This window comes from Herbaspirillum sp. YR522, from assembly GCF_000282575.1.
Taxonomy (GTDB): domain Bacteria; phylum Pseudomonadota; class Gammaproteobacteria; order Burkholderiales; family Burkholderiaceae_D; genus Herbaspirillum.
Window position 1 is genome coordinate 38,133 of record NZ_AKJA01000129.1, and the last position, 25,884, is coordinate 64,016.

The window sequence follows — 25,884 nt, forward strand, 5'->3', positions numbered from 1 at the left end:
CGCCGTCGCGGGCAACTGTGGATAACCACATCGACCGCAACGCCAGGCCGATGCTGCACTGCGCCACGCTGGCGCTGCCCGCCCGCCCCCGCTACACTGGCGACGACATGAAACCGCCCGCCATCAACGCCCAGCCCACTGCCGCCTCGCTGCTGCTCGCCCCCAGCCGCAAGACCACCATGCGCTGGCTGATCCCCTTCCTGCTGGTGCTGCTGTTCTTGCTGACGCTGATCTGGTTGCCGCGCCAGGCGCAGCAGATGGAAGCCAGCGAACGGCTGGAGCAATTGATCGCCGACTCGCTGTGGGTAGAACAGGCCATCCGCTTCCAGCTCAGCCGCGACGACGAAAGCATGCGCATCATCGCCCGCGAGATCGTCGGCAACCACCTGCACCAGGACCAGTTCCGCGCCCGCATCAATGCCCTGCTGCGCAACAACCGCGAATTCTATCGGGTCACCTGGCTCGATGTCGAGGGCAAGCCGGTGGCTTCCAGCGACGACTTTCCGATCGGTCGCAGCGACCTTTCGGAACCGTCGCGCATGACCGAGCAGCGGGCGCGCCAGATGCGCCGGCCGCTCTATAGCCCGCCGGCGGTGCCACCCGGCATCGCCGAGCCGACGCTGATGGATTACCACGTGCCGATGTTTCGCGATAACCATTACGTGGGCAGCCTGGTGGCCAGCTATGCGGTGGTGCGCATCCTCAACGAAATGGTGCCGTGGTGGTTTGCGCAGGACAACGAGATCTCCCTCACCGACACCGACGACAGCGTGATCGCCCGCCGCACCGCCGGCGGCCCAGGCCTGAACGTCTATACCCACCGCCGCGAACTGGAATTGCCGGGCTTGACGCTGGTACTGCACACCAATAGCACCAAGAGCGCCCCCAAGTTGCTGCCCAACCTGCTGGTGGGGTCGGTGATCGTGCTGTCGCTGGGACTGCTGTGGAGCCTGTGGGCCCTGTGGCGCGACATCAACCGCCGCACCCAGGCCGAAGGCGCGCTGTGGAAGGAGGCGTCGTTCCGGGCGGCAATGGAGAACTCGCTCATCACCGGCATGCGCGCGCGCGACCTGCAGGGCCGCATCACCTATGTCAACCCGGCCTTCTGCAAGATGGTGGGCATCGACGCCGAACAGCTGGTGGGCAAGATCCCGCCCATGCCCTACTGGGCGCCCGAAGCCATCGACGAATACCAGGAACGCTTTTCCAATGTGCTGGCCGGGCGCATCACGCCGCAGTTCGAAACCATCTTCCAGCGCAGCAACGGCGAGCGCTTCCCGGTGCTGATCTTCGAGGCGCCGCTGGTCGACCAGAACGGCAAGCAGACCGGCTGGATGGGGTCGATCCTGGACATTTCCGAACGCAAGCGGGCCGAGGACCTGAACCGGACCCAGGAAGAGAAACTGCAGGCCAGCGCCCGCCTGGCCTGCATGGGCGAGATCGCCTCGACCCTGGCGCACGAACTGAACCAGCCGCTGGGGGCTATCTCCAGCTACGCCACCGGCGCCCTCAACATGGTCAAGCAGGGCAGCGTGGAACCGTCCGCGCTCACCCCGGCGCTGGAAAAGATCCACGCCCAGGCGCAGCGCGCCGGGCACGTGATCCGCAGCGTCCACCAGTTCGTGCGCAAGCGCGAGCCTGCGCGCACGCCGCTGCAGGTCAAGCAGCTCATCGATAACGTCACCCCGCTGATCGAATTGCAGGCGCAGCAATTCTTCGTGGTGCTGCAGACCCAGGTCCCGCCCCGGTTGCCCGACGTGCTGGGCGACGCCGTGCTGCTGGAACAGGTGATCCTGAACCTGACGCGCAACGGCATCCAGGCCATGACGGCCAGCCCGCCCGAGCGGCGCATCCTGCGCATCGTGGCCGAGATCGACCGCAGCCAGCCCGGTACCGAAGCGGTGGTGGTGTCGGTCATCGACCAGGGGCACGGGATCGCCGAGGAAGTGGCGGCGCGGCTGTTCTCGCCGTTCTTCTCGACCAAGGCCGAAGGCATGGGAATGGGGCTCAACATCTGCCGCACCACCATCGAGTTCCATGGCGGCACGCTGACCTACACCGACAACCCGGCAGGCGGTACAATCTTCCGGTTTTCGCTGCCAGCCCTGGGCGCAGCACCCGCATAGCCCTTCAACTCCACGCGTTGCGCGTTTGCCAGGCGCCACCCATTCGATGCTGCATATAGTCGACGACGAAGAAATCATCCGCGATTCGCTGACCTGGCTGGCGCGCTCCCGCAACATCGCCGCCGTCAGCTACGACAGCGCCCAGGCGCTGCTGTCGGCGCTGGACAATGACGCCGCCTTCGATGCCGGGGGCGAATGCATCCTGCTCGATGTGCGCATGCCCGACATGAGCGGCGTGGCGCTGTTCAACCAGCTGGCGGCGCGGGCGCTGACCCGGCGCCGCCCGGTGATCTTCCTCACCGGCCACGGCGACGTGCCGATGGCGGTCGACATGCTCAAGAACGGCGCCTTCGACTTCTTCGAGAAGCCGTTCAACGACAACCAGTTGATGGACCGCGTGCTGCAGGCGCTGGAAAGCTCGCGCCAGGCCGGCGAAGACGCCGCCGTGCAGTCGCGGCTGGCGGCATTGTCGGCGCGCGAACGCGAGGTGCTCGACCTGATCCTGGCGGGCAAGATGAACAAGGTGATCGCCGACGAGCTCGGTATCAGCATGCGTACGGTCGAGGTCCACCGCGCGCATATCTTCGACAAGATGAACGTCAAGACGGCAGTGGAACTGGCGCGCCTGCTGAAATAATCCGCTTCAATCCTGGTGGCGCGCCAGCGCCCAGGCCGCGTGTTCGCGCACCATTTCCGATGGATGCGCGCCGGCGTCCTGCAGGGCCGCCACGATCGGCGCACTGCCGCGGATGGCGGGGTCGTCGGCGGCATTGCCCAGACCGACGGCCAGGTTGCGCAGCCAGCGCTCGTGGCCGATGCGGCGGATGGCGCTGCCTTCGGTGTTGTTCAGGAACTGCTCTTCGCTCCAGGCAAACAATTCCAGCAGGCTGGCGCTATCGAGGCCATGACGCGCATCGAAGTCGGCCAGCGTGCTGCGCTGGGCAAACTTGTTCCATGGGCAATACAGCTGGCAGTCGTCGCAGCCGTAGATGCGGTTGCCGATCAGCGGCCGCAACTCGGGCGGAATGCTGCCCTTGAGTTCGATGGTGAGATACGAGATGCAGCGCCGGGCATCGAGCTCGTAGGGCGCCACGATGGCCTGGGTCGGGCATACCTCGATGCAACTCGTGCATTGCCCGCAGCGTGGCGTGACCGGCGCGTCCACCGGCAGCGGCAGGTCGGTCAGGATCTCGCCCAGGAAGAACATCGACCCGGCCTCGCGATGCAACAGCAGGGTGTGCTTCCCACGCCATCCCAGGCCGGCTTTTTCGGCCAGGGCCACTTCCATCACCGGCGCCGAATCGGTAAAGACGCGGTAGCCGAACGGCCCGGTGCGGGCCTCGATGCGGCTGGCCAGCTGCTGCAGCCGCGCCCGCAATACCTTGTGATAGTCGCGTCCACGGGCATACAGCGACACCTGCGCCATCCGCGCATCGGCGCTGCGGGCGCTTTCGCGCGCACGCCAGTCGTCGCCACTGGCCGCCGGCAGGTAAGGCATGCGCGCGGTGATGACCCGCACCGTGCCCGGCACCAGTTCGGCCGGCCGGGCGCGCTTCATGCCGTGGCTTGCCATATAATCCATCTCGCCGTGGTAGCCGCGGTCGAGCCAGGCCTGGAAGCCGGCCTCGCGATGCGACAGGTCGACGTCGGCGATGCGCAACTCGGCAAACCCGAGTTCCTGGCCCCAGGCCTTGATATCGACGGCAAGTGCGGCAAGATCGGTCATGAAACGAAAGACATCCGTCAGTAGGGACAAAAGGTTTGAACATGCAGCGCCGCCAACTCCACCTGCCCGACGAGGCCGCCACCGCCCGCCTGGGCGCAGACCTGGCCCAGGCCCTGGCGCCGGGCCTGGTGCTGTACCTGCATGGCGACCTGGGCGCCGGCAAGACCACCCTGACCCGCGCGCTGCTGCATGCGGCCGGTTACCAGGGACGGGTCAAGAGCCCGACCTACACGCTGGCCGAGCCCTATGAGGTCAAGCTGGCAGAGCGCATGGTAACAGTCATCCACTTCGATCTCTACCGGATGGCCAGCCCGGAGGAATTCCTGGAGGCCGGTTTTCGTGAACATTTCAACGAAAACACAATCTGTGTAGTCGAATGGCCGGAAAAAGGCGACACAGTGTTGCCTGCACCGGACATTGAGCTCACCCTGGTACTCGCAGCCCACGGCCGTGATGTAGAATTATGCGCGTTGTCCGACAAGGGTCTTGAATGCCTCGCTCGACTGAAATTCGCTCCGAATCTGTAAAGTCCAAAAGCCGCCGCACTGTCCTCAAAGCTGGCGGTGTCCTGTTCGTCTCCGTGGTCACCCCATTGCCTGCCTGCGCCTCGCAGATCCTGGCGGTGCGTGTCTGGCCGTCCGACGACTACACCCGCGTCACGCTGGAGAACGACAGCAATCTCAAGGTCACCCATTTCGTGGTCAAGGACCCGGAACGCCTGGTGGTCGACATCGAAGGCATCGATCTCAATAGCACCCTGAAGGACCTGGTAGCCAAGATCCAGCCCAACGACCCCTACATCAAGCAGGTGCGCGTTGGCCAGAACCGGCCCAGCGTGGTGCGCCTGGTGTTCGACCTGAAGGACGAGATCAAGCCGCAGGTATTTACGCTGGCGCCGGTGGGCGAATACAAGTACCGCTTCGTGATCGACCTGTATCCGGCCAATCCGGCCGACCCGATCGCCGCCCTGATCCAGAAGGGCGACTGGCTCAAGGAGGCCCCGCGCGAGCCGGCCCAGGCGCAAGCGCCGGTCAAGCCCGACCCGGTGCCGCTGGTCGAGGCCAAGCCGCCGGCCGAGGATCGCGCCGAGAAGAACCCCCGGGTGGTGCCGGAGGAGCCGCGCATGCAGCTCACCCGCATGATCACCATCGCCCTCGATCCCGGCCACGGCGGCGAAGACCCGGGCGCCACCGGCGCGCGCGGCAACCGCGAGAAGGACGTGGTGCTGTCGATCGCCAAGCGCCTCAAGCGCAAGATCGAGCAATATCCCAACATGCGCGTCATGCTCACCCGTGACGCCGATTTCTTCGTCCCGCTGGGCATGCGCGTGGTCAAGGCGCGCAAGGTGCAGGCCGACCTGTTCGTGTCGATCCACGCCGACGCCTTCGTGCAGCCTACCGCCCGCGGCTCGTCGGTATTCGCGCTGTCCGAAAAGGGCGCCAGCTCGACTGCCGCGCGCTGGCTGGCCAACAAGGAGAACTCGGCCGACCTGATCGGTGGCGTCAACATCAAGACCCACGACCGCCAGCTCGCCAGCGTGCTGCTGGACCTGTCGACCACGGCCCAGATCAATGACAGCCTGCGGGTCGGCAATGCGGTGCTGAAGGAGATCGGCGGCATCAACCGGCTGCACAAGGGGGCCGTCGAACAGGCCGGCTTTGCGGTACTCAAGGCCCCGGACATCCCCAGCATCCTGATTGAGACCGCCTTCATCTCGAACCCCGAGGAAGAGGCCAAGCTGACCGACGAGCGCTACCAGGAACAGTTGGCCGACGCCATCCTGACCGGGATTCGCAACTACTTCGCCAAGAATCCCCCGTTGGCCAAGAACAAGCTGACCTGAAGCCCCGGGCTGGATGCTCCGACCAGGCGCTTCCTTCGACGGAGCGCCTTTTTTATGCCCGAGCCGGACCGGATCGGCGCGTGCGATTGCCCGACTTTGCCATTCATGGCACGCCGCAGCATGGTGCCCCGTTGAAAATCGCCCCCGGCGCAAGGCCAGAACAAACCGTCAAAACACCGTCTTCTCTGCAGATACGCCGTCGCGGGGCTCCCTTTAATATGGTTCAAAGGATGGTGGAGGCCCAGCCTCCGGTCCACGCGTGGGGGCGCGTGGCACCCATCTCGCCATGCACGCCCCTGGGATTTCACGTCGACTAATCTACTGGGGGCAGGGGATGGGCGCCACGGGGTTTCGTATTGTCTTTTCTTCTTCGCCGCTTGCGGTGCCGCACGCCGTGCTGGCCGCGCTACTGGCGTCATTGCTACTGGCCGGCTGCGGTTCGGTGGGGGTACAACCCTATTCGGAAGCCGAGATTGCCGCCCGCACCGCCGCCGATCGCGCTGCCGCACAGCAGGATGTGCCTGCCATCACCGAAGCGCTGACGATGGAGCAGGCCATCGCCCGGGCGCTCAAGTACAACCTGGAACGTCGTGCCAAGATGCTCGAGGAAGCGCTGGCCTACGACCAGCTCGACACCGCCACCTGGGACATGCTGCCGCGCCTGATGGCGCAAGCCGGCTACAGCCGTCGCAACAAGGACCTCATCACCAACAGCGTCGACTCGGTCACTGGCCAGCCGTCACTGGCGCATCCCTATGTGTCATCCGAGCGCGCGCACGCCACCGCGGAACTGGGCCTGACCTGGAACCTGCTCGATTTCGGCTTGAGCTATATCGCCGCCAAGCAACAGGCCGACCGCGTGCTGATCGCCGCCGAACGCCGGCGCAAGGCCATGCACCTGCTGTTGCAGGACGTGGTCACCGCGTTCTGGCGCACGGCCAGCGCCCAGAAGCTGCAAGAGCAGGTGACGCTGGCCATCGTCAATGCCGAGAGTGCGCTGGAGGACGCGCGCCGCGCCGAGTCCGAACGGGTACGCTCGCCCATCGACGCCCTGCGCTACCAGCGCCAATTGCTGGAAAACCTGCGCCTGCTGGAAAATATCGAGCAAGAGCTGGCGGCAGGCAGAATGGAGCTGGCGCTGTTGATGAATGCACCGCCCGGCCTGCATTTCCGCGTGGTGGAGCCCGAGGAACGGCTGGCCACGCCGTTGCTGGCGATCCCCATGCCGCAGATGGAAGAGCTGGCCATGCAGCACAACGCCGACATCCGCGAACAGCAATACAGCAGCCGCATCGCAGTGGAGGAAACCAAGCGCGCCATGCTCAAGCTGTTTCCCAACCTGTCCTTCAATGCCGGCATCCGCCATGACAGCGATCGCTACATGATCAACAACACCTGGAACGAGACCGGCCTGCAGCTTTCGTACAACATCTTCAACCTGCTGGCCGCGCCGTCGCAGAAGAAACTGGCCGAGGCCGGCGTCAAGCTGGCCGACCAGCGTCGCATCGCGACCCAGATGACGGTGCTCACGCAGGTCCACCTGTCACGGATGCAATACGAGGCGGCCTACCGCCAGTACCTGCGCTCCGACGAGATCTGGCATGCCGACGAAAAGATCGCCGAACACAGCAGGAACCGCGAACTGGCGCAAACCCAGAGCCGGCTGGAACTGGTGTCGAACAACGCCGCGGCCATCGTCAGCCTGTTGCGCCGCTACCAGTCCATGGCGCAGGTGCAGAACATGCGCGGCAAGCTGCAGGCCACGCTGGGCATGGAACCCGACATCGGCAGCGTGGACGAGCTGTCACTGGACCAGCTCGCCGCCCAGGTCGGCGCGGTGCTGCAGCAATGGCAGGCCCCTGCGGTGAATTAGACGATGAGGTGCTCCATGCTGTTATCGACCGCACGCTGCGGCTCCGCCTTGCCGATCTTGCTGCTGGCGCTGCTGCCCGGCACCGGTGCGCTGGCGCAAGCGACGGCCCCGACTGCCGCCCCCGCGACGATGCAGCGTTCGGCAATCGAAAGGCAGGACCTGCGCGCGCAACTCTCGCCGCGCCGCTATACCACGTTGGCGGCGGAGATCGGCGCCAAGATCAATCGCATCGAGGTGGCCGAGGGCGCCCGCTTTCGCGCCGGCCAGACGCTGATCCTGTTCGACTGCTCGCTGCAGCAGGCGCAGCTGCAAAAGGTCAGGGCGACCCTGGCGGCGGCCGACCAGACCTACAACGCCAACAAGCGACTGGCCGAACTCAATTCGATCGGCAAGCTGGAACTGGAACTGTCGCAGGCCGAAGCCAGCAAGGCACGTGCCGATGTCGCGTACATGAACATCTCGCTGGACAAATGCCGCCTCCCCGCTCCCTTCAACGGCCGCGTAGCCGAACAGCGCGCCCGCGAACAGCAGTACGTGCAGCCGGGCCAGCCGCTGCTCGATATCCTCGACGATTCGGTGCTGGAACTCGACTTCATCGTACCCAGCAAATGGCTGGCATGGCTCAAGCCGAACCAGAAATTCCAGGTCGCCATCGACGAGACCGGTCGCAGCTATCCGGCCAAGATCCTGCGCATCGGCGCCCGGGTGGATCCAGTAAGCCAGTCGGTCAAGCTGACCGCCGCCATCGACGGCCAGTTCGATGAACTGATGGCGGGCATGAGCGGTCGCGTGATGATGACACCGCCATGAGCGCACAGCCGTCGGGCACCACGCCGCCACGACACCCGCTGCTGGTGCTGCTGGAGCTGGGGCGGCGCGCCCGCGCCGCGCGCAGCACCGAAGAACTGGGGTTCTTGGTGGTCAACGACAGCCATGCACTGGGCGCCTATCGCCAGGCCGCCCTGTGGCGCGCCGACCGTGGCGTGGATACCTTGTCGGGCGTGCTCGAACCGGAAACCAACGCACCTTATGCGCAATGGCTGGACCAGGCCTGCCGCACGCTGGCCGCGAGCCAGCCTGAAGCGATCGCGGTCGGGCCGCACCACTTGCCGCCGGCACTGGCCCAACAGTGGTCGCAATGGTTGCCACCCTACGCCCTGTGGCTACCTTTTGCCGGCGCTGGCTTGCTGTTTGCCACCGACGTCCCGTGGGACGAGGAAGCCATCGCGCTGTTCAAGGAGTGGAGCGACACCTGGCACTACGCCTGGTCGCGCCAGCAGAGCAGCGCATCGGCCTGGTCCTGGCGGCGCCTGGGCCACTCCATCAAGCACATGCTGGCACCGCACCCGGACAAACCCTGGTGGCGACAGCGGCGGTCGCTGGCAGCGGCGTCGGTGGGTTTGCTACTGTTCTGCCCGGTGCGGCTGTCGGTGCTGGCGCCGGGCGAACTGGTGCCGGCCAATCCGGCACTGATCCGCTCGCCGCTCGACGGTGTCATCGCGCAATTCCAGGTCCAGCCCAATGCCTCGGTGCAGGCAGGCCAGCCACTGTTCTATTTCGACCAGGCGCCGCTGGCTACCCGCATGGAGGTTGCCGCCCAGGCGCTGGCGACGGCACAGGCCGAGTATCGCCAATATGCCCAGCAAGCGCTGTCGGACCCCAAGTCGAAGACCCAGCTGGCCAACCTGGGCGGCAAGATCGAGGAAAAGCAGGCCGAGGCCGATTTCGCCCGCGACCAGCTCCAGCGCTCGCGGGTCATGGCGCCGCAAGCCGGCATCGCCCTGTTCGACGATCCCGGCGAATGGATCGGCAAGCCGGTACAGACCGGCGAACGCATCATGCGCATTGCCGCCCCGGGCGACGTCGAGGTAGAGGCCTGGCTGCCCATCGGCGACGCCATCCCCCTGGCCGACGAGGCCGAGGTCACGCTGTACCTGGCATCGGCGCCGCTGTCGGCGGTACAGGCCTGGTTGCGTTACGTGGCCCATGATGCCGTGCCACGTCCCGACGGCAGCTATGCCTATCGGGTACGGGCCCGCCTGGCGGCGCAGGCCGAACTTCGGATCGGCCTCAAGGGAACGGCCAGGCTGTCCGGCCCGTGGGTACCGTTGGTGTACTGGATGCTGCGCCGCCCGCTGGCGGTCATGCGCCAGTATCTGGGCCTATGACGGCGCGCCTGCCAGCATTGCGCGAGGAACTGGCGCTGCTGCCCGGGCCGGTCCTGGCCGACGGCCAACCCAGCCACACCTTGCACGATCCGGTGCGCAACCAGTTCTTCCAGATCGACTGGCCCACGTTCGAGATACTGCGCCGCTGGCACCTGGGCCAGGCCGGGGCGGTGGCCGATGCCGTCAGCCGCGATACGACACTGCAACTGGGGCCCGGCGAAGTCGACGAGGCGCTGCTGTTCCTGCGCGATAACCAGTTGCTGCGTCCGGCCGCCGGCACGGCCGCGGACTACGCCACGCGCCTGCGCCAACGGCGCGGCGGCTGGCACCACCGCCTGCTGCACAATTACCTGTTCTTCCGGATACCGCTGGTACGTCCCGACGCCTGGCTCGGGCGCTGGGCGCCACGCCTGGGGCTGTTCTATTCGCCGCTGTTCCTGGTCCTGACGCTGGCTGCGCTGGCCTGCGGCGCCATCGAAATGTTGCGCCAATGGGATTCGTTCTGCGCCACGCTGGTCGATACCATCTCGTGGCAGGGACTGGCCAGCTACGGCCTGGCGCTGACGGCGGTCAAGGTGCTGCATGAGCTGGGGCATGCCATCACCGCCAAGCGTTTCGGCTGCCGGGTGCCCACCATGGGGGTGGCCTTCCTGGTGCTGTGGCCGGTGGCCTATACCGATACCAACGAAGTCTGGAAGCTGACCGCGCGGCATCGGCGCCTGGCCGTGGTCGGGGCGGGCGTGCTGACCGAAATGGCGGTGGCGGCATGGTCGACGCTGGCCTGGGCGCTGCTGCCGGATGGCACCCTGAAGTCGCTGGCCTTCCTGCTGGCGACGACCACCCTGATGGCCACGCTGGCCATCAATGCCAGCCCGTTCATGCGCTTCGACGGCTACTTCTTCCTGTCGGACTGGCTGCAGATGCCCAACCTGCACGCCCGGGCATTTGCCCTGGCGCGCTGGGACCTGCGCGAGCGCTTGTTCGCACTGGGCCAGCCGGCGCCAGAGAACTTCCCACGTGCGCGCCGCACCGGCCTGATCCTGTTCGCCTATGCGACATGGGTCTACCGGCTGGTGGTGTTCCTGGGCATCGCCGCGCTGGTCTACGCGTTCTTCATCAAGGCCGTCGGCATCTTCCTGTTCATGCTCGAGATCGGCTGGTTCGTGTTGCGCCCGTTGACGCAGGAACTGAAGACCTGGAAGACACTGTGGCCGGCCATCGCCGGCAGCCGGCGCAGCCGCTTCACTGCCCTGCTGGCGCTGCTGCTGTTGCTGTCGCTGCTGGTTCCCTGGCCGACCCGCATGAGCACCTCGGCCCTGTTGCGCCCGGCCCAGCAGATGCTGCTCTATGCGCCTGCACATGCGCAGGTGCAGGCCGTGCCGGTGGCCGAAGGCCAGCATGTCGCGGCAGGCACGTTGTTGCTGCAGCTGTCGTCGGCCGAATTGGAAGGACGGCTGCGCGCGGCCAGGGCACGCCAGCGGCGGCTGCAATGGCAGGTCAGCTCGGCGCCATTCGATGCCGAACAACGCGCACTATGGCAAGTCGCGCAGGAACAGCTTGGCACGACCGAGGCCGAGATCGCCGCCATCCAGGCCGACGCGGTGCGCTACGCACCGGTGGCTCCCTTCGCAGGTGTGTTGCGCGACCTGTCGCCCGAGGTGCAACCGGGGGTCTGGCTGTCGCAGCAGGAGCCGCTGGCGCGGCTGGTGTCGGACCGGGACTCGACTGTCGTGACCTACCTCGACGAAGACCAGGCCCACCAGGTCAGGATCGGCGACAGCGCACGCTTTCACGCCGATACGCCGGAAGGCCCCGGGGCCCGGCTGGAGGTGATCGAGGTGGACCGTGATGCCAGCCGTACCTTGCCCGAGCCTGAGCTGGCCAGCCTGTTCGGCGGCACCATCGTCGCGCGCGAGAAGAACGGACAGGTCTATCCCGAGCGCCCGGTCTACCGGGTCACGCTCAAGGTGCGCGAGGCAGGGTCGGCGGCGGCGCAACATGCCTGGCGCGGCACCGTGATGCTCAACGGGCAGTGGGCCGTACCGGCATGGCGCTATCTACGCGGCGCGCTGGTGGTGATCCGGCGCGAGGCCGGATTCTGAGGCGCTAGGCGCGCGGCCCGGGCAGGCTCGCCACCAGCCGCGCAAGATAGTGCTCCAATCCATCCCGATGGGGCTGTGCGGCCAGGCGAATCTGCTCCGACAAGGCAATGCAGCCTGCATGCTCGAGCGACATCCCCGACGTGCTGGCGTCGCTGCCGGCTGCGGCGCCCGGTTCGCCGACCCGGAGCTGGAACTGCACCGCTGCGGACTTGCCGCGATTGTCATGCGCCACTACCTTGATGGTCACATTGGCCGTCAGGCAAGCCTTGGCATCGACGACGAACTTGCCGGTAGCCGGGTTGAAACTGATCCAGTAGGGCAATGGCTTGCCGTCTTCCCGCGTAGCCGTCAGGTAGACCGCGGCACGCTGGTCGTCATGGGCGAAGGCGTCGGTCGGCACGAAGAACTCGAGGTAGCTGGTGCTGGCCAGCACCTGGTCGGCAATGCCGAGGTTGACCACCGGGCCGGCACCAGGCTGGGCGCGCCCCAGTACCGTCACCGCGAAGCCGCCGCCCAGGGTCAGCGTGCCCTGGGCGGCCGGCGCATCGAGCGCCACGGCGCCTTCCCGCGGGGGCGTGCCCGCCTGCTCGGGGACGATGAATTCACGGCTCGATTCGGTCAATGCGTACGACGACTCCGCCAGCGCCGCCTGGCTGGCACCGCCCACGGCCCCGACCTCGATGGCGGCGCCGCGATCGAAGCGCGCCATCAATCTCGACCACGAATCGAAGGGCACGAATGCGGACAGGCGGTCGAGTGCCGGCCTGAGCACCGAGGGCGGCACCGCCGCATTCAGCGGCACCGTCAATGCGGCGCTGGCGCTGCCGGTGTTGCCGGCGCGGTCGCGGATGACGACGTTGATCACATAACTGCCGCCCGGTACCAGCGCAAGACTGCCGCTGGTGGGCCTGGCACCGGCCAGGTCCAGGCTCCAGCTGCCATTGGCAGCGACCACCACCTCATAGGTCGCGCCACCGATGTCGACCGTCAGGCGCTCGCCATTGGCCAGTATTGCCGACCCACCCAATACCGGCTGCTGGCCACCGGTGTCGATGCGGTCGATGACCGGCGTAGCCGGAGCGACAGTGTCGATGACGACGTTGCCGAACAGGCCCAAGCCGGGGCGCAAGCCCAACTGGGCATTGGACTGCAGGCTGGCGGCATCGACAATGGTGGCGCCATTGAGCAGCAGCGCGCCGCCCAGGTCCAGGCCAGCCGCATTCTCTCCGGGTGCCACCGTATAGGTGAAGCTCAGGGTCGAGGTGCCGGTGCCACCGCTGTAGATCGCCTGGCCGCCGGTGTTGAGCGCAAACGAGGGCTGGCCGCCGAAGGTATCAACCGACACCGGGCGGTCGAAGGTGACCACGACGGTGATGACGCTGCCGGCACCATAGCCACCGCCGCCGTTGGCCACGGCCACATCGACCATGGTCGGGTCGAGTCCGTCGACCCGAACCGCCGCCGTGCTGGCCACCGCGTTGAGAGCGGCCACCACGGCATTGCCGGCGATATCCGTGACCTGCCGGCGCCCCGTCAGTGCTGCGCCGATGCTCACCCCTGTCAGGTCCTGGACGTTGTTGGACACCGTATAGCGGAACACCAGGTCGCTGCTTCCCGAGCCGGACACATAGGTGGCCTGCACCGTGCCGCCGGTATCGAGGGTGAGGGAAATGGCAGGGATGGTGCCAGTCGTGTTGACCAACACCGCCTCGGAAAAATGGACCGTGAAATCCAGGTTCTGTCCCAGCGAGTAGGTGCCGTCGGCAGGCGCCGTGACCGACACGACAGTGGGCGCCACGGTATCGACGGCATAGGCCTGCGACCAGGTCGGGCCGGCATTGCCGGCCAGGTCGACGACCCTGATCATGATGGTCGATCCGGCGCTATCGAGCACGCTGTCGATACGCCATGCGGTGGTGCCGATGATGGCATCCGCAGCGGACCAGGAGGCGCCGTTGTCGAGCGACACCTGCACCGACTGGTATGCCCCCAGCGGCGCGCTCAGGCTACCGCTCAGGGTATGCGCCGTGCTGGAGGTGAGCAGTGTGCCACCCGAGATGCCGCCGGGCGCCGAGAAATCGACGCCGGTCACGATCTGCGACGGCGCCGTGGTGATCACTGTCACGGCCGCCGCCGCAGAGCGGGTGCTGGTGTTGCCCGCGCCGTCGGTGACGGCAGCACTGATTTCATGCACGCCCGCCGTCAGCGGCGAGACCGTGATGGTCCAGTTGCCGCTGCCATCGGCGGTGGTCGAACCCAGCACGGTGACACCGTTGGAATCGTATAGCGTCACCGTGGCGCCGGCTTCGGCCGACCCGATGAACGTGGGCGTGGGATTGCTGGTGATGCCATCACTGTTGGACGCACCCGTGTCCGAGGCGCTGCTCATCGCAGGCCGGGACGACGCGTTCGGCGCCAGCGTATCGAAGACCAGCGATGGCGTCGTGCCTGCGCCGCCGCCATTACCTGCGGCATCGGTATAGCCGCCGGCCGTGACGGTGATGCTGGCCATGCCATTGTCGACCCCGGCCGTGGGCGTGAAGATGGCCGTGCGTGTCGATCCGGTGCCTGAAATGGCCGACAGCGTGCCACCCGTGACCACCACGTCGCCACTGCTGCCGTTCCAGGTAAAGGTGCTGCCCGGGTCTTCGCTGAAGGTGAAGGTGATCGTGGCAGATTCGCCGCTCCTGATGCTGCCCAGGTTGCTGGTGATGGCCAACGTCGGCGACGTGGTGTCGATGATCACTGCCAGCGCGGCAGAACGCGCACCGACGTTGCCGGCGCCATCGGTGGCACGCGCGGAGATGGTATGCGCCCCCTCTCCCAGCGCCGAGGTGGTAATCGACCAGTTGCCGCCGATGGCCAGCGCCGAGCCCAGCACGGTCACGCCGTCGGTGTCGTACAGGGTCACCGTCGATCCCGCTTCGGCGGTGCCGGTGAAGGTGGGCGTGGTGTTGCGGGTGATGCCGTCGCTGCTGGACACGCCCGTATCCGAGGCGCCACTCATCACCGGCACCGACGGCGCGTCGGGGACCAGGGTGTTGAAGTTCAGCGTGGGGGCGCTGCCCGCGCCGCCGTTATTGCCGGCGGTATCGGTATAGCTGCCGGCCGCGACCGTGATGCTGGCCGTGCCGCCAGCGACATGGGCGGTCGGCGTGAAGATCGCGATACGCGTCAACCCCGAGCCGCTGATGGCCGACAAGGTGCCGCCAGTGACCGCGACGTCGCCACTGCTGCCGTCCCAAATGAAGGTGCTGCCCGGGTCTTCGCTGAAGGTGAAGGTGATGGTGGCCGTCTCGCCACTTTTGAGACTGCCTGCGCTGCTGGTGATGACCACTGTCGGCGGCGTGGTGTCGATGCCCACGCCCAGCCCGGCCGAACGGGCCCCGATATTGCCGGCGCCGTCGATGGCGCGCGCCGTGATGGTATGCGCTCCCTGGCCGAGGACCGAGGTAGTGATGGACCAGTTGCCGCCGGTGGCCACCGCCGAGCCCAGCACGGTGACACCGTCGGTGTCGTACAGGGTTACCGTCGCGCCCGCTTCGGCCGTACCGGTGAAGCTGGGGGTGGTGTTGCGGGTGATGCCATCGCTGTTGGATACGCCGGTGTCCGAGGCGGTGTTCATCACCGGCGCCGACGGCGCGTTCGGCGCCACCGTATCGAAGACCAGCGATGGTGTGGTGCCGGCGCCGCCGCTGTTGCCGGCCGCATCGGTATAGCTGCCGCCGATGACCGCGATGCTGGCCGTGCCGCTGCCAACGTTGGCAGCCGGCGTAAAGATCGCCGTGCGCGTCAGGCCGCTGCCACTGATGGCCGACAACGTGCCACCACTGACCACCAGGTCGCCACTGCTGCCGTCCCAGGTGAACGTACTTCCCGGATCCTCGCTGAAGGTAAAGGTGATGGTCGCGGTCTGGCCCACGCCGAGCACGGCCACGTTGCTGGCGATGGCCACGCTGGGTGCGGTCGTATCGATGACGACCACCAGTGCGCCCGAGCGCGCGCTGGTGTTACCAGCGGCATCGATGGCCGCGGCATGCACGACGTGTGTGCCTTCGCTCAATACCGGGGTGGTGATGGACCAGTTGCCGCTGCCATCGGCGGTGGTCGAGCCCAGCACCGTGATGCCGTTGGTGTCGTAGAGCATCACGGTGGCCCCTGCTTCAGCGGTGCCGGTGAAGGTCGGGGTGGTGTTGCGGGTGTTGGCGTCGCCGTTGGACACGCCCGTATCGGACGCGCTGCTCATGATCGGCGCCGACGGCGCATTGGGCGCCAGCGTATCGAAGACGAGCGAGGGCGTGGTGCCAGCGCCGCCGCTGTTTCCTGCGGCGTCGGTGTAGCTGCCGCCCGTGACGGCGATGCTCGCCGTGCCGCTGTTGACGTTGGCCGTAGGGGTAAAGGTCGCCGTGCGCGTGCGACCGGTTCCTGAAATGGCCGACAGCGTGCCACCCGTGACCATCACATCGCCGCTGCTGCCGTTCCACGTAAAGGTGCTGCCGGGGTCTTCGCTGAAGGTGAAGGTGATCGTGGCGACTTCACCGCTCTTGAGAGTGGCCAGGTTGCTGGTAATGGCCACCGTGGGCGGCGTGGTGTCGATGCTCACGCCCAGGCCCGCCGAGCGCGCACCGATATTGCCGGCACCGTCGGTGGCGCGTGCCGTGATGGTATGCAGGCCCTCGCCCAGGACCGATGTGGTGATGGACCAGTTGCCGCCCGTGGCCACCGCCGAGCCCAACGCGGTCACGCCATCGGTGTCGTACAGGGTCACCATCGATCCCGCCTCGGCCGTGCCGGTGAAGGTCGGCGTGGTGTTGCGCGTGATGCCATCGCTGCTGGATACGCCGGTGTCGGAGGCGCCGTTCATCGTCGGTGCCGAGGGCGCGTTCGGCGCCAGCGTATCGAAGGTGATCGCCGGCGCGGTGCCGGCGCCGCCGCTGTTGCCGGCCACGTCGGTATAACTGCCACCGGTGACCGTGATGCTGGCCGTGCCGCTGTTGAGGTTGGCCGTGGGCGTGAAGATGGCCGTGCGCGTCAGGCCGCTGCCGGAAATGGCCGACAGCGTGCCACCGCTGACCACCACGTCGCCGCTGCTACCGTTCCAGGTGAAGGTATTGCCCGGGTCCTCACTGAAGGTGAAGGTGATGGTCGCGCTCTGGCCCACACCGAGCGTGGCCACGTTGCTGGCGATGGTGACCGTGGGCGGCGTCGTATCGATCACCACCACCAGCGCGGCCGAGCGCGGACTGGCGTTGCCTGCAGCATCGATGGCCGCGGCTTGCAGCACATGGGTGCCGGCGCTGAGCACCCCGGTCGTGATCGACCAGTTGCCGCTGCCGTTGGCCACCGTGGTGCCCAACACGGTGACACCGTTGGTGTCGTACAGCACCACCGTTGCACCGGCGTCTGCGGTGCCGGTAAAGGTGGGCGTCGTGTTGCGGGTGATGGCGTCACTACTGGACACGCCGGTGTCGGACGCTGCGCTCATCGCTGGCGTCGACGGGGCATTGGGCGCCAGCGTGTCATAGGGCACGGTTAAAGTGACGGCCGCTCCGCTGGCGTTGCCCGCGCCATCGGTATAGCTGCCGGCGACCACCGTGATGCTGCCGTTACCGCTGTTGACGTTGGCCGTTGGCGTGAAGATCGCGGTGCGGGTCAGGCCAGTGCCGGAAATGGCCGACAGCAAGCCACCGGCCACGACCAGATCTCCGCTGCTGCCGTTCCAGGTGAAGGACGAGCCTGGATCCTCGCTGAAATTGAAGGTGATGGTGGCGCTCTCGCCAGCGGCCAGGCTGCCGGCATTGCTGGTGATGACGACCGTCGGTACGATGTTGTCCAGCCTGGCCCCCGCCGTATTGCGCGCGGTGGTGTTGCCGGCATTGTCGACCACCGTGACCGATGCGGTGCGATTGAGCGAATCGACGGTTCCGGCGGTGATGGTATAGGTCGCCGTCCATACGCCACCGGCATTGGTGGCGCTGACCTGTGGACCGCCGAATTGGCTGAAATCGACCCGCACGGCGCTGATCGCATCGCTGTTGTTGTCGCCCGAGGCCGAGTTGTTCCAGCTGACGGTCACCACATCGCCAATCTTGAACACCCCGCCGGTGCCGGTGGCCCCGGTCATCGATATGCGCCCGGTAGTGACGGTGGGAGCGATGTTGTCCACCGTCAGGTTGGTGCTGTCGGTGACGGTCTTGATGCCGCCTCCATTGGAAGCACTTACCGAAACGTTGCGGTTGACGGCATCTATGTTGCCGGCGGTGATGGTGTAGCTGGCGCTCCAGATGCCATTGTTATTGGTGCCGGCCACGCTGGCGCTGCCGCCGAACTGGCTGAAATCGAAGGTGGTGGCCACGATGCCGCTGGCATTGTCGCCGCTGCTGGTGTTGTTCCACCGTGCCGTGACCGTGTCGCCTATCTTGTAGGCGCCACCCAGGCCGCTGCCACTGGAAGTGACGGAGATGTTGCCGTCGCTGATCTTGATGGCGGGCTGGATATCCGTAATGGAAAAATTCTGGTAGATCGGCGTGACCCCTGCACCCTCCACCAACTCGACCCAGCCGATCGTGACCTGTACTACGTCATTGGCTGCGGAGGTAAAACCGGAATACGTGTTATATCCGCTGGTGCTGGTCGTAAAGAAAACAGTGCGATGGCTTCCCGATGCGTCGATGCTCTGGACATAAAATCGCGTACCCGCTGGCGCGGCGATGACCAGCGAATCCAGGTCGAAGGTATAACCGGTCGGTGCATAAATGGACAGGTTGTACCCGTCGACCGAATAGACGCCACCGTTGGGGGTCCCCCCCGAGGTGAACCGCAAGCTATCATAGCCCCCCCCGGTACTTCCAAAGGAAAACCTCTGCCCATCGATGATCTTGATGAAGCTACCGTAGTAGATGCTTGTCGGATTAGTGACCCGATCGGCGGCGGTCAAGGTAGCCACCGTCATCAATCCATCATATGCATCTAGACTCATGGCACGCACGTCGATCTGCCCCACGTGCGACTCCAGCGTCCAGTTACCGCCCAGCGCGGCAGACCCGGTCAGGTCGGTCGAAGCGGCGACATCGACGCCGGTCAACCGTGCGATGTCGGCGATGAGCAACCGACCATCGTCGCCAGCGGCGATATCGCAGCCGTACAGCAGCAAGTCGCCTCCCGCATTCAAGGCATGGCCGATGTCGGCCAGTTCGGCCTTGACCGACTCGGATGCCAGCGCCGCCTGGTCCAGCACCGTGGAACCCAGGTTGAGCGTACCCTCCGAGCCGTGCGACAGGATATGGATGGCGTCGACGCCGGTATTGTCCCGCGCCCATTGCGCGATCTGCGCCAGGCCATCGGCGCTGCCGTCGAATTCGACGATCGCCATCCCTGCCCTCACGCCGGCCTCGAGCGCCTGGTAATTGGCCAGCGAGGTATCGACGAACACCACCTCCTTCTTGCCTTCGTTGGCGGCGGGATCGGCGGCACGCACCACATGGGCGCTGGCCTCGGCGACGTGCGCGGCGTCGTGCGGGTCGCTGGCGTGGGCAGCATCGACGGCCGTGGCCACCGCGGCGCCATCGAACATGAAGCGTTGTTCCAGCGACAACAGCCGAGAAGCGCGGCGCAGCAACGGGCGTGGCGGTAATGACGCCGATGTCGGCTGCGTTTGCAACAGGCGAAACGGCCCGCGAATATCATTCATGACGAATCCCCTCAAAAACGTCAATGCGCCGCAGCCCGAAGATTTCTTTTTACTTTTTGGATCGGCCGGACGCCAAGGCAATTGGCTGCAAATGGCCGCCTGATGCCCCCCGGCATGCTTGTCTGGCCCTTGGCCACTTGCACCGGCAATATTTGCCTAGTTTTACTTGTCGGGCAAGGATAATTTGAAGCGACATCGAAAATGCCGTATGCAGGCCACAAACGCGATCCACGCCATGGGCCTTGGCCAACCATTCGGCATGCAAAAAACCCGCGGCATTGGAGGCTCGTCCAATGCCGCGGGCTGGGCCCACCGTCACAGCTATCGACCGATGGCGATCAGGCGTTGCGCACGCTACGCTTGCGCCGCAGGCGGCGATACAGTTGCCAGCCGGCACCGACCAGGATAGGAATGATGGCGCCGACGATACCGATCAGGACCAGGGTATTGAGGTTTTGCTGGACCATCGGAATATTGCCGAAGAGATACCCCAGTACCACCAGCCCGACCACCCACAGCAGCGCGCCGATCACGTTGAAGAACTGGAAGCGCGCAAAGCTCATGCCCGACACGCCCGCGATGAACGGGGCGAAGGTGCGCACGATGGGGGTGAAACGGGCGATGACGATGGTCTTGCCGCCATGCTTCTCGTAGAACGCATGGGTCTTGCGCAGCGCGTCGGGATTGAGCCAGCGGTAATTATGGGTGTAGACCTTGTGCCCGACCAGCGAGCCGATCCAGTAGTTGAGCGTGTTGCCGGTGATGGCGGCCACGACCAGCAGGAACATCAGCAGCCAGATGTTCATGGCGCCCATGGCGCAGAAGGTGCCGGCGATGAACAGCAGCGAATCTCCCGGCAGGAACGGCAATACCACCAGGCCGGTCTCGCAGAATACGATCAGGAAGAGCACCGCATAGATCAGCGGGCCGTATTGCTCAATCAAGAAACCGAGATATTTGTCGACGTGAATGAGCACGTCCAGCAACTGCAGATAATCCATAAACCCAATCGTCTGAAAACCATCACACCTGCCGGCGCCCCCTGGTTGACCGACCCGGCCTTTCCCTGTCGGCAACAGCGCCGGATGACGCGCGGCGCGCCACCCCGGTGAGGAATAATACACCAACACCCCGGGGCGCCCTTCGGCGTTTTTCGGCGGCGCGCCCGTCGACCCGCACCGGGCACCGATAAAGCAAGCCGGGGGGCTTCAGAATCCGACGAAGTTGTCCGATAACCCAGAGACGCGCTTTCCTGGTCTCTTAATACGGGTACAACATCATAAACACGGGGGACATATCATGAGCCTTGACCTGAAGAACACGAAAATCGGCATCCGCCTCGGCCTCGGCTTTGCCATCATGGTGATACTGCTGGTGGGCGTGGGCGCCCTGGGCCTGACCCGCATGGCCGAGCTGGACCGGCGCATGCAGGAGGTCACCTCCGGCGCCTACCCCAAGACGGTGCTGGCCAATGACGTGATCCTGCAGGAGAACGTGATCCTGCGTGCGGTGCGCAACCTGTTGCTGATGACCGATCCGGCCCAGTTGCAGCAGCAGCAGGCGATCATCGCCGCGGCCATTGCCAAGGTCGGCACCGACATGCAGGCGCTCGACCGGAGCATCAACAGCCAGGCCGGGCGCAAGATCTTTACCGACATCCAGCAGGCGCGCACCAGCTACATCGCCAGCAGCGACAAGCTCGGCCAACTGATCAGGGACGGCCGTCGCGACGAAGCCATCGCAGCCATGTACGCCCCGGCCGAGCAAAGCCTGCGCACCACTTACCTCAATCATGTAGCGGCGCTGGTGAAGTTCCAGGACCAGCTGATGCTCGACTCGGCCGCCGCCGTGCGCGCGCAATACGAGAACGCGCGCAATGTCACGCTGGGCCTGATGCTGCTGGCGATCGCATTCGCCGTGGCGGTGGCCTGGGTGCTGACCCGCAGCATCACCCGGCCGCTCAATCACGCCGTGCGCCTAGCGCGCACCGTGGCCGAGGGCGACCTCACCAGCCGCATCGAGATCAGCGGCCGCGACGAGACCGCCGCACTGCTCACCGCATTGCAGAGCATGAACGGCAACCTGCAGAAGATCGTGCTGCAGGTGCGCGAATCGACCGACACCATCACCACCGCATCGGGCGAGATCGCCACCGGCAACCTCGACCTGTCCTCGCGCACCGAGGAACAGGCCAGTTCGCTGGAAGAAACCGCCTCGGCCATGGAGCAGTTGACCTCGACCGTGAAGCAGAACGCCGACAACGCCCGCCAGGCCAACCAGCTGGCGGCGTCGGCGTCGGACGTGGCGGCCCAGGGCGGCAGCGTGGTAGGCGAGGTGGTGCAGACCATGGGCTCGATCAACGAATCGTCGAAGAAGATCGTCGACATCATCAGCGTGATCGACGGGATTGCCTTCCAGACCAACATCCTGGCCTTGAACGCGGCCGTGGAAGCGGCACGGGCCGGCGAGCAGGGGCGCGGCTTTGCGGTGGTGGCCTCCGAGGTGCGCTCGCTGGCCCAGCGATCGGCGGCCGCCGCCAAGGAGATCAAGGGCTTGATCGACGATTCGGTGGAAAAGGTCGGCAACGGCAGCAGGCTGGTCGAGCAGGCCGGCATCACCATGACCGAGGTGGTCGACAGCGTGCGGCGGGTGACCGACGTGGTGGCCGAGATTTCATCGGCCAGCCAGGAGCAGAGCGACGGCATCGAGCAGGTCAACCACGCCGTGGCGCAGATGGACCAGGCCACCCAGCAGAACGCGGCACTGGTGGAGCAGGCGGCGGCGGCGGCCCAGTCGCTGCAGGACCAGGCCAATCGCCTCACGGCCGTGGTCAGCGTGTTCAAGCTCGACAGCCACGCCACGCCCGCCAGGCCGACGGCAGCGCGCGCACCGGCCGCGCCGGTGGCGCCGGTGTCGACCGCAACGCCAGCCAGCAGGGCCGCGACCTCGCCCACGACACGCACCGCGCCAGTGCCGACCAAGGCGCTGCCGCCCAAGGCATTGCCAGCCAAGGCGTTGCCGGCCAGGCCTGCCGCGCAAAAAAGCACGCCGGCCAACGACGACGCTGGCGACTGGGAACAATTCTGAAACAATTCCCACTGGCAATATTGGCGGCAATGCGTCAACATCCGAAAATGACTTATGATCAGCTTCAGCGGTGCCCGGGGGTTAGTGCATCGTGAGCGACCAGGCAAGGGGGAAAAGCGGCGATGCATGAAAACGAGCCGTTCATCACTGAATTGAACCGCCGGCAATCCGGTGACGAGCGCAGCGCCTTGCTGGCAGCGCTGTCCCGTTCCATGGCCATGCTCGAATTCGCCGCCGATGGCACGCTGCTCGAGGTCAACGACAACTTCCTGCGCCTGCTCGGCTATGAACGCCATGAGCTGGTGGGCCAGCACCATCGGGTGCTGTGCGACGCGACCTACGTCACCACCGACCAATACCAGGACTTCTGGCGGCACCTGCAGCGCGGGGAAGTCATCTCGGGCACCCTGCAACGGATCCGCAGCGACGGTACCACCGTCTGGCTGGAGGCCATCTGCAGCCCGATGCTCGACGACCGGGGTCGATTGCTCAAGGTGATTTCGGTGGCCGCCGACATCACGGCCCACATCGACGATTCGCAACAGACCCACAGCGTGCTCAATGCCTTGAACCGCTCACTGGGGGTGGTCGAGTTCACCGCCGATGGCGTCATCCTTGGCGCCAACAGCAACTACCTCAAGACCATGCAGTACCTGGCGCCGGAGCTGGTGGGCCAGCCGCACAGCCTGTTGTGCCACGACGACTATGCCAGCAGCGCCGAATATGCGGCCTTCTGGCGCGACGTGTGCTGCGGGCGCTTCTTTTCGGGCCGTTTCCAGCGGCGCGCGCGCAACGGCCACACGGTGTGGTGGGAAGCCACCTATTCGCCGGTGCTGGACGCGCACGGCCAGCCGCTGAAGGTCATCTGCATCGGCGCCGACGTGACCTATCGCGTCACGCGCGAGGCCAAGGACCGCGAACACCTGCACCTGCTGTCGCTGGGCATCAACGAGACCGACAATGCGGTGATCATCACCGATGACCAGAACCGCATCGTCTTTCACAACATCGGCTTTACCCGCATGCTGGGCTTCCAGGCCCAGGACGCCGTCGGCAAGAAGCCGCACGAACTGTTTGCCAACCATCCTTCCTTCGTGCGTTCGATCGAGGCTTGCCACGGCGAACTGCTGGCCGGGCGCAGCTATCACACCGAGGAGTTGATCCACGACATGCACGACCAGCCGCTGTGGATGTCGGCGGTGGTCAACCCCATCCTCGACAGCGAAGGCAAGCTGATCAATGCGGTCTGCGTCATGACCGACATCACCAACACCAAGGTGCATGAAGTCCTGCAGTACAAGGTACTCAATGCGATGGCACGTGACTCCTCGCTGGCCGAGCAGATGAACCTGCTGTGCGAGGAGGTCGAACGGGTGGCGCCGGACGTGCTGGCGTCGATCCAGCGTGTCGATGAACAGGGCCGCCTGTACACCCTGGCCGGCCCCAGCCTGCCTGAGTCGTTCAATCGCGCCATCGAGGGCCTGCAGATGGGGCCGCTGGCCGGTAGTTGCGGCGCCGCCGCCTTCACCGGCGAGCAGGTCGTGGCCGACGCCATCGATAGCGATCCGCGCTGGGCGGCGCACCGCGAGCTGGCCTTGCACAACGGCCTGCGCGCCTGCTGGTCGACCCCGATCAAGACTGCCGATGGGCGGGTGATCGGGACCTTTGCCTTCTATTACCGGATGCCGCGTTTTCCGAGCACGTTCCATCGCCTGCTGGTCGACGCCGGGTTGCACCTGTGCGCCTTGGCCATCGAACGCGAAGCCTCGCGCGCCAAGATCCACCAGCTGGCCTTCTACGACGCCCTGACCGGGCTGCCCAACCGTGCGCTGCTGCTGGTGCAGGCCGGGCAGGCGATTGCCGCGGCCGAACGCAGCCACAGCACGGTGGCGGTGCTGTTCGTCGACCTCGACCGCTTCAAGCAGGTCAACGATTCACTGGGCCACCAGGCCGGCGACGAACTGCTGCGCACCATCGCCAGCCGATTGCAGGCGCAGGCGCGCCGCTCCGACATCGTCGGCCGCCTCTCCGGTGACGAATTCGTGGTGGTGCTCAACCAGTACGATGCCAACCACCTGACCGATGTCGTCAAGCGCATCCAGGAACACCTGTGCGAGCCCTGCCACATCAACGGCACGCCGCTCGACCCCTCGGCCAGCATCGGGGTGGCCATGTTCCCGGCCAACGGCAGCGACATCGAGACCCTGCTGCATCGGGCAGACATGGCGATGTACCAGGCCAAGGCCGTCAATCGCGGTCGCTTCAGCTTCTTCAGCGACGAGATGAACAGCATGGCCCAGGAGCGCCTGGCGCTCGAAGGCGCGCTGCGCGATGCCTTGCGCGGGGGCGACTTCGTGCTCCATTACCAGCCGCAGATCCATCTCGGGCATGGCGGCCTGCACGGGGTCGAGGCGCTGGCGCGGTGGCCGCATCCGCAGCTGGGACAAATCTCGCCGGGGCGCTTCATCCCGATCGCCGAAGAATGCGGCCTGATCGGCGAGCTGGGCAAGTGGGCGCTGGAAGAGGCCTGCTTCCAGCTGTCGGATTGGCGCCGGCGCGGCATCCAGGTACCGTCGGTATCGGTCAACCTGTCGGCCACCAACTTCCACGACCTGGAACTGCCGCAATTCATGGCCGAGCTGTTGCAGCGCTATGCGCTGCTGCCCAGCGACCTGTGCATCGAGATCACCGAAACCGTATTGATGGACACCAACCCCAGCACCAACCAGACCATCGCGGCGGTGCACGACATGGGGGTGCCGCTGGCCATGGATGACTTCGGCACCGGCTATTCCAGCCTGGGCTACCTGCGCAAGCTGCCCGTGGGCGAGCTCAAGCTGGACCAGAGCTTCGTGCGCGACATGGTCAAGGACGAGACCGTCAGCGCCCTCACCAACGCCGTGATCCGGATCGGCGAAAGCCTCAAGCTGACCGTGGTGGCCGAAGGCGTCGAAGAACTCGAGCAATGCCGGCTATTGCAACAACAGGGGTGCGATGTGGCGCAGGGTTATTATTTTTCGCGGCCACTGACGGCTGAAGCACTGGAAGAATGGCTGCGCGATTTCTCACACCACCCCATCGCCGACGGCATTGCCGAATAGTTATTTTCTTTGTTGAAAACTAACAGAATAATGGTGAATACCTTGCCATGGCGACTGGCAGGCATTGTCATTCACATATCGTCGCGATGAAAATACAACAGCCATTCTCGATGTGGGCGCAAACATCGCAAGTAATTGATCCACATCAAGTAACGGCTAGCTATACTT

The 25,884-nt window shown here is 65.7% G+C and carries 13 protein-coding genes; 10 read left to right on the plus strand and 3 right to left on the minus strand.

The genetic code is table 11. The features are described from left to right. Positions 1-107 precede the first annotated feature (107 nt). Entirely contained in the window at positions 108-2,126 is a 2,019-nt protein-coding gene (locus tag PMI40_RS17845; RefSeq protein WP_040502344.1) for a PAS domain S-box protein, read from the plus strand. A gap of 46 nt (positions 2,127-2,172) precedes the next feature. Then, positions 2,173-2,763 carry a response regulator transcription factor gene (locus tag PMI40_RS17850; RefSeq protein WP_008118218.1) on the plus strand — a complete coding sequence of 197 codons (591 nt, stop codon included), beginning with the start codon at positions 2,173-2,175 and terminating at the stop codon, positions 2,761-2,763. A gap of 6 nt (positions 2,764-2,769) precedes the next feature. Here PMI40_RS17850 and queG read toward each other — a convergent pair whose 3' ends face one another. Further along, complete coding sequence (queG, locus tag PMI40_RS17855; RefSeq protein ID WP_008118220.1) at positions 2,770-3,852, minus strand: tRNA epoxyqueuosine(34) reductase QueG; 1,083 nt, start codon at positions 3,850-3,852, stop codon at positions 2,770-2,772. Between the two features lie 41 nt (positions 3,853-3,893). Here queG and tsaE point away from each other — a divergent pair, with 41 nt between their 5' ends. The 6 genes from tsaE to PMI40_RS17885 all read left to right on the plus strand — a co-directional run bounded on the left by tsaE (position 3,894) and on the right by PMI40_RS17885 (position 11,838). Next, complete coding sequence (tsaE, locus tag PMI40_RS17860; RefSeq protein ID WP_008118223.1) at positions 3,894-4,379, plus strand: tRNA (adenosine(37)-N6)-threonylcarbamoyltransferase complex ATPase subunit type 1 TsaE; 486 nt, start codon at positions 3,894-3,896, stop codon at positions 4,377-4,379. After that, positions 4,343-5,695 carry an N-acetylmuramoyl-L-alanine amidase gene (locus PMI40_RS17865; protein ID WP_008118225.1) on the plus strand — a complete coding sequence of 451 codons (1,353 nt, stop codon included), beginning with the start codon at positions 4,343-4,345 and terminating at the stop codon, positions 5,693-5,695. Before tsaE ends, PMI40_RS17865 begins: the two co-directional genes overlap by 37 nt. A gap of 334 nt (positions 5,696-6,029) precedes the next feature. Beyond that, a complete protein-coding gene (locus PMI40_RS17870; RefSeq protein WP_008118227.1) occupies positions 6,030-7,568 on the plus strand; it encodes a TolC family protein in 1,539 nt (512 codons plus the stop codon). A gap of 15 nt (positions 7,569-7,583) precedes the next feature. Next, positions 7,584-8,378, plus strand: coding sequence for an efflux RND transporter periplasmic adaptor subunit (locus tag PMI40_RS17875; RefSeq protein WP_008118230.1), 795 nt, complete (start codon positions 7,584-7,586; stop codon positions 8,376-8,378). Beyond that, positions 8,375-9,736, plus strand: a complete 1,362-nt coding sequence (locus tag PMI40_RS17880; protein ID WP_008118232.1) for an efflux RND transporter periplasmic adaptor subunit — start codon at positions 8,375-8,377, stop codon at positions 9,734-9,736. Before PMI40_RS17875 ends, PMI40_RS17880 begins: the two co-directional genes overlap by 4 nt. Continuing rightward, entirely contained in the window at positions 9,733-11,838 is a 2,106-nt protein-coding gene (locus PMI40_RS17885) for an HlyD family efflux transporter periplasmic adaptor subunit (protein WP_008118235.1), read from the plus strand. The genes PMI40_RS17880 and PMI40_RS17885 overlap by 4 nt, the downstream gene beginning before the upstream one ends. A gap of 4 nt (positions 11,839-11,842) precedes the next feature. On the opposite strand, the gene PMI40_RS17890 is transcribed toward PMI40_RS17885, so the two are convergent. Together PMI40_RS17890 and PMI40_RS17895 are read right to left on the minus strand one after the other, a co-directional pair. Next, positions 11,843-19,528 (minus strand): Ig-like domain-containing protein, encoded by a 7,686-nt coding sequence (locus tag PMI40_RS17890; RefSeq protein ID WP_008118237.1) that lies wholly within the window; start codon positions 19,526-19,528, stop codon positions 11,843-11,845. A gap of 338 nt (positions 19,529-19,866) precedes the next feature. Beyond that, complete coding sequence (locus PMI40_RS17895) at positions 19,867-20,529, minus strand: VTT domain-containing protein (protein WP_008118239.1); 663 nt, start codon at positions 20,527-20,529, stop codon at positions 19,867-19,869. Between the two features lie 298 nt (positions 20,530-20,827). Between PMI40_RS17895 and PMI40_RS17900 the strand changes: the two genes are divergently transcribed. Beyond that, complete coding sequence (locus tag PMI40_RS17900; protein WP_008118242.1) at positions 20,828-22,615, plus strand: methyl-accepting chemotaxis protein; 1,788 nt, start codon at positions 20,828-20,830, stop codon at positions 22,613-22,615. 122 nt (positions 22,616-22,737) lie between these two features. Beyond that, positions 22,738-25,716, plus strand: a complete 2,979-nt coding sequence (locus PMI40_RS17905; RefSeq protein ID WP_008118244.1) for an EAL domain-containing protein — start codon at positions 22,738-22,740, stop codon at positions 25,714-25,716. Positions 25,717-25,884: the final 168 nt, after the last annotated feature.

What these genes read in the sequence shown, in the direction of transcription:
- PMI40_RS17845 (WP_040502344.1), top strand. Translation starts at nt 108, where the DNA reads ATGAAACCGCCCGCCATCAACGCCCAGCCCACTGCCGCCTCGCTGCTG.
- PMI40_RS17850 (WP_008118218.1), top strand. Translation starts at nt 2,173, where the DNA reads ATGCTGCATATAGTCGACGACGAAGAAATCATCCGCGATTCGCTGACC.
- queG (WP_008118220.1), bottom strand. Translation starts at nt 3,852, where the DNA reads ATGACCGATCTTGCCGCACTTGCCGTCGATATCAAGGCCTGGGGCCAG.
- tsaE (WP_008118223.1), top strand. Translation starts at nt 3,894, where the DNA reads ATGCAGCGCCGCCAACTCCACCTGCCCGACGAGGCCGCCACCGCCCGC.
- PMI40_RS17865 (WP_008118225.1), top strand. Translation starts at nt 4,343, where the DNA reads ATGCCTCGCTCGACTGAAATTCGCTCCGAATCTGTAAAGTCCAAAAGC.
- PMI40_RS17870 (WP_008118227.1), top strand. Translation starts at nt 6,030, where the DNA reads ATGGGCGCCACGGGGTTTCGTATTGTCTTTTCTTCTTCGCCGCTTGCG.
- PMI40_RS17875 (WP_008118230.1), top strand. Translation starts at nt 7,584, where the DNA reads ATGCTGTTATCGACCGCACGCTGCGGCTCCGCCTTGCCGATCTTGCTG.
- PMI40_RS17880 (WP_008118232.1), top strand. Translation starts at nt 8,375, where the DNA reads ATGAGCGCACAGCCGTCGGGCACCACGCCGCCACGACACCCGCTGCTG.
- PMI40_RS17885 (WP_008118235.1), top strand. Translation starts at nt 9,733, where the DNA reads ATGACGGCGCGCCTGCCAGCATTGCGCGAGGAACTGGCGCTGCTGCCC.
- PMI40_RS17890 (WP_008118237.1), bottom strand. Translation starts at nt 19,528, where the DNA reads ATGAATGATATTCGCGGGCCGTTTCGCCTGTTGCAAACGCAGCCGACA.
- PMI40_RS17895 (WP_008118239.1), bottom strand. Translation starts at nt 20,529, where the DNA reads ATGGATTATCTGCAGTTGCTGGACGTGCTCATTCACGTCGACAAATAT.
- PMI40_RS17900 (WP_008118242.1), top strand. Translation starts at nt 20,828, where the DNA reads ATGAGCCTTGACCTGAAGAACACGAAAATCGGCATCCGCCTCGGCCTC.
- PMI40_RS17905 (WP_008118244.1), top strand. Translation starts at nt 22,738, where the DNA reads ATGCATGAAAACGAGCCGTTCATCACTGAATTGAACCGCCGGCAATCC.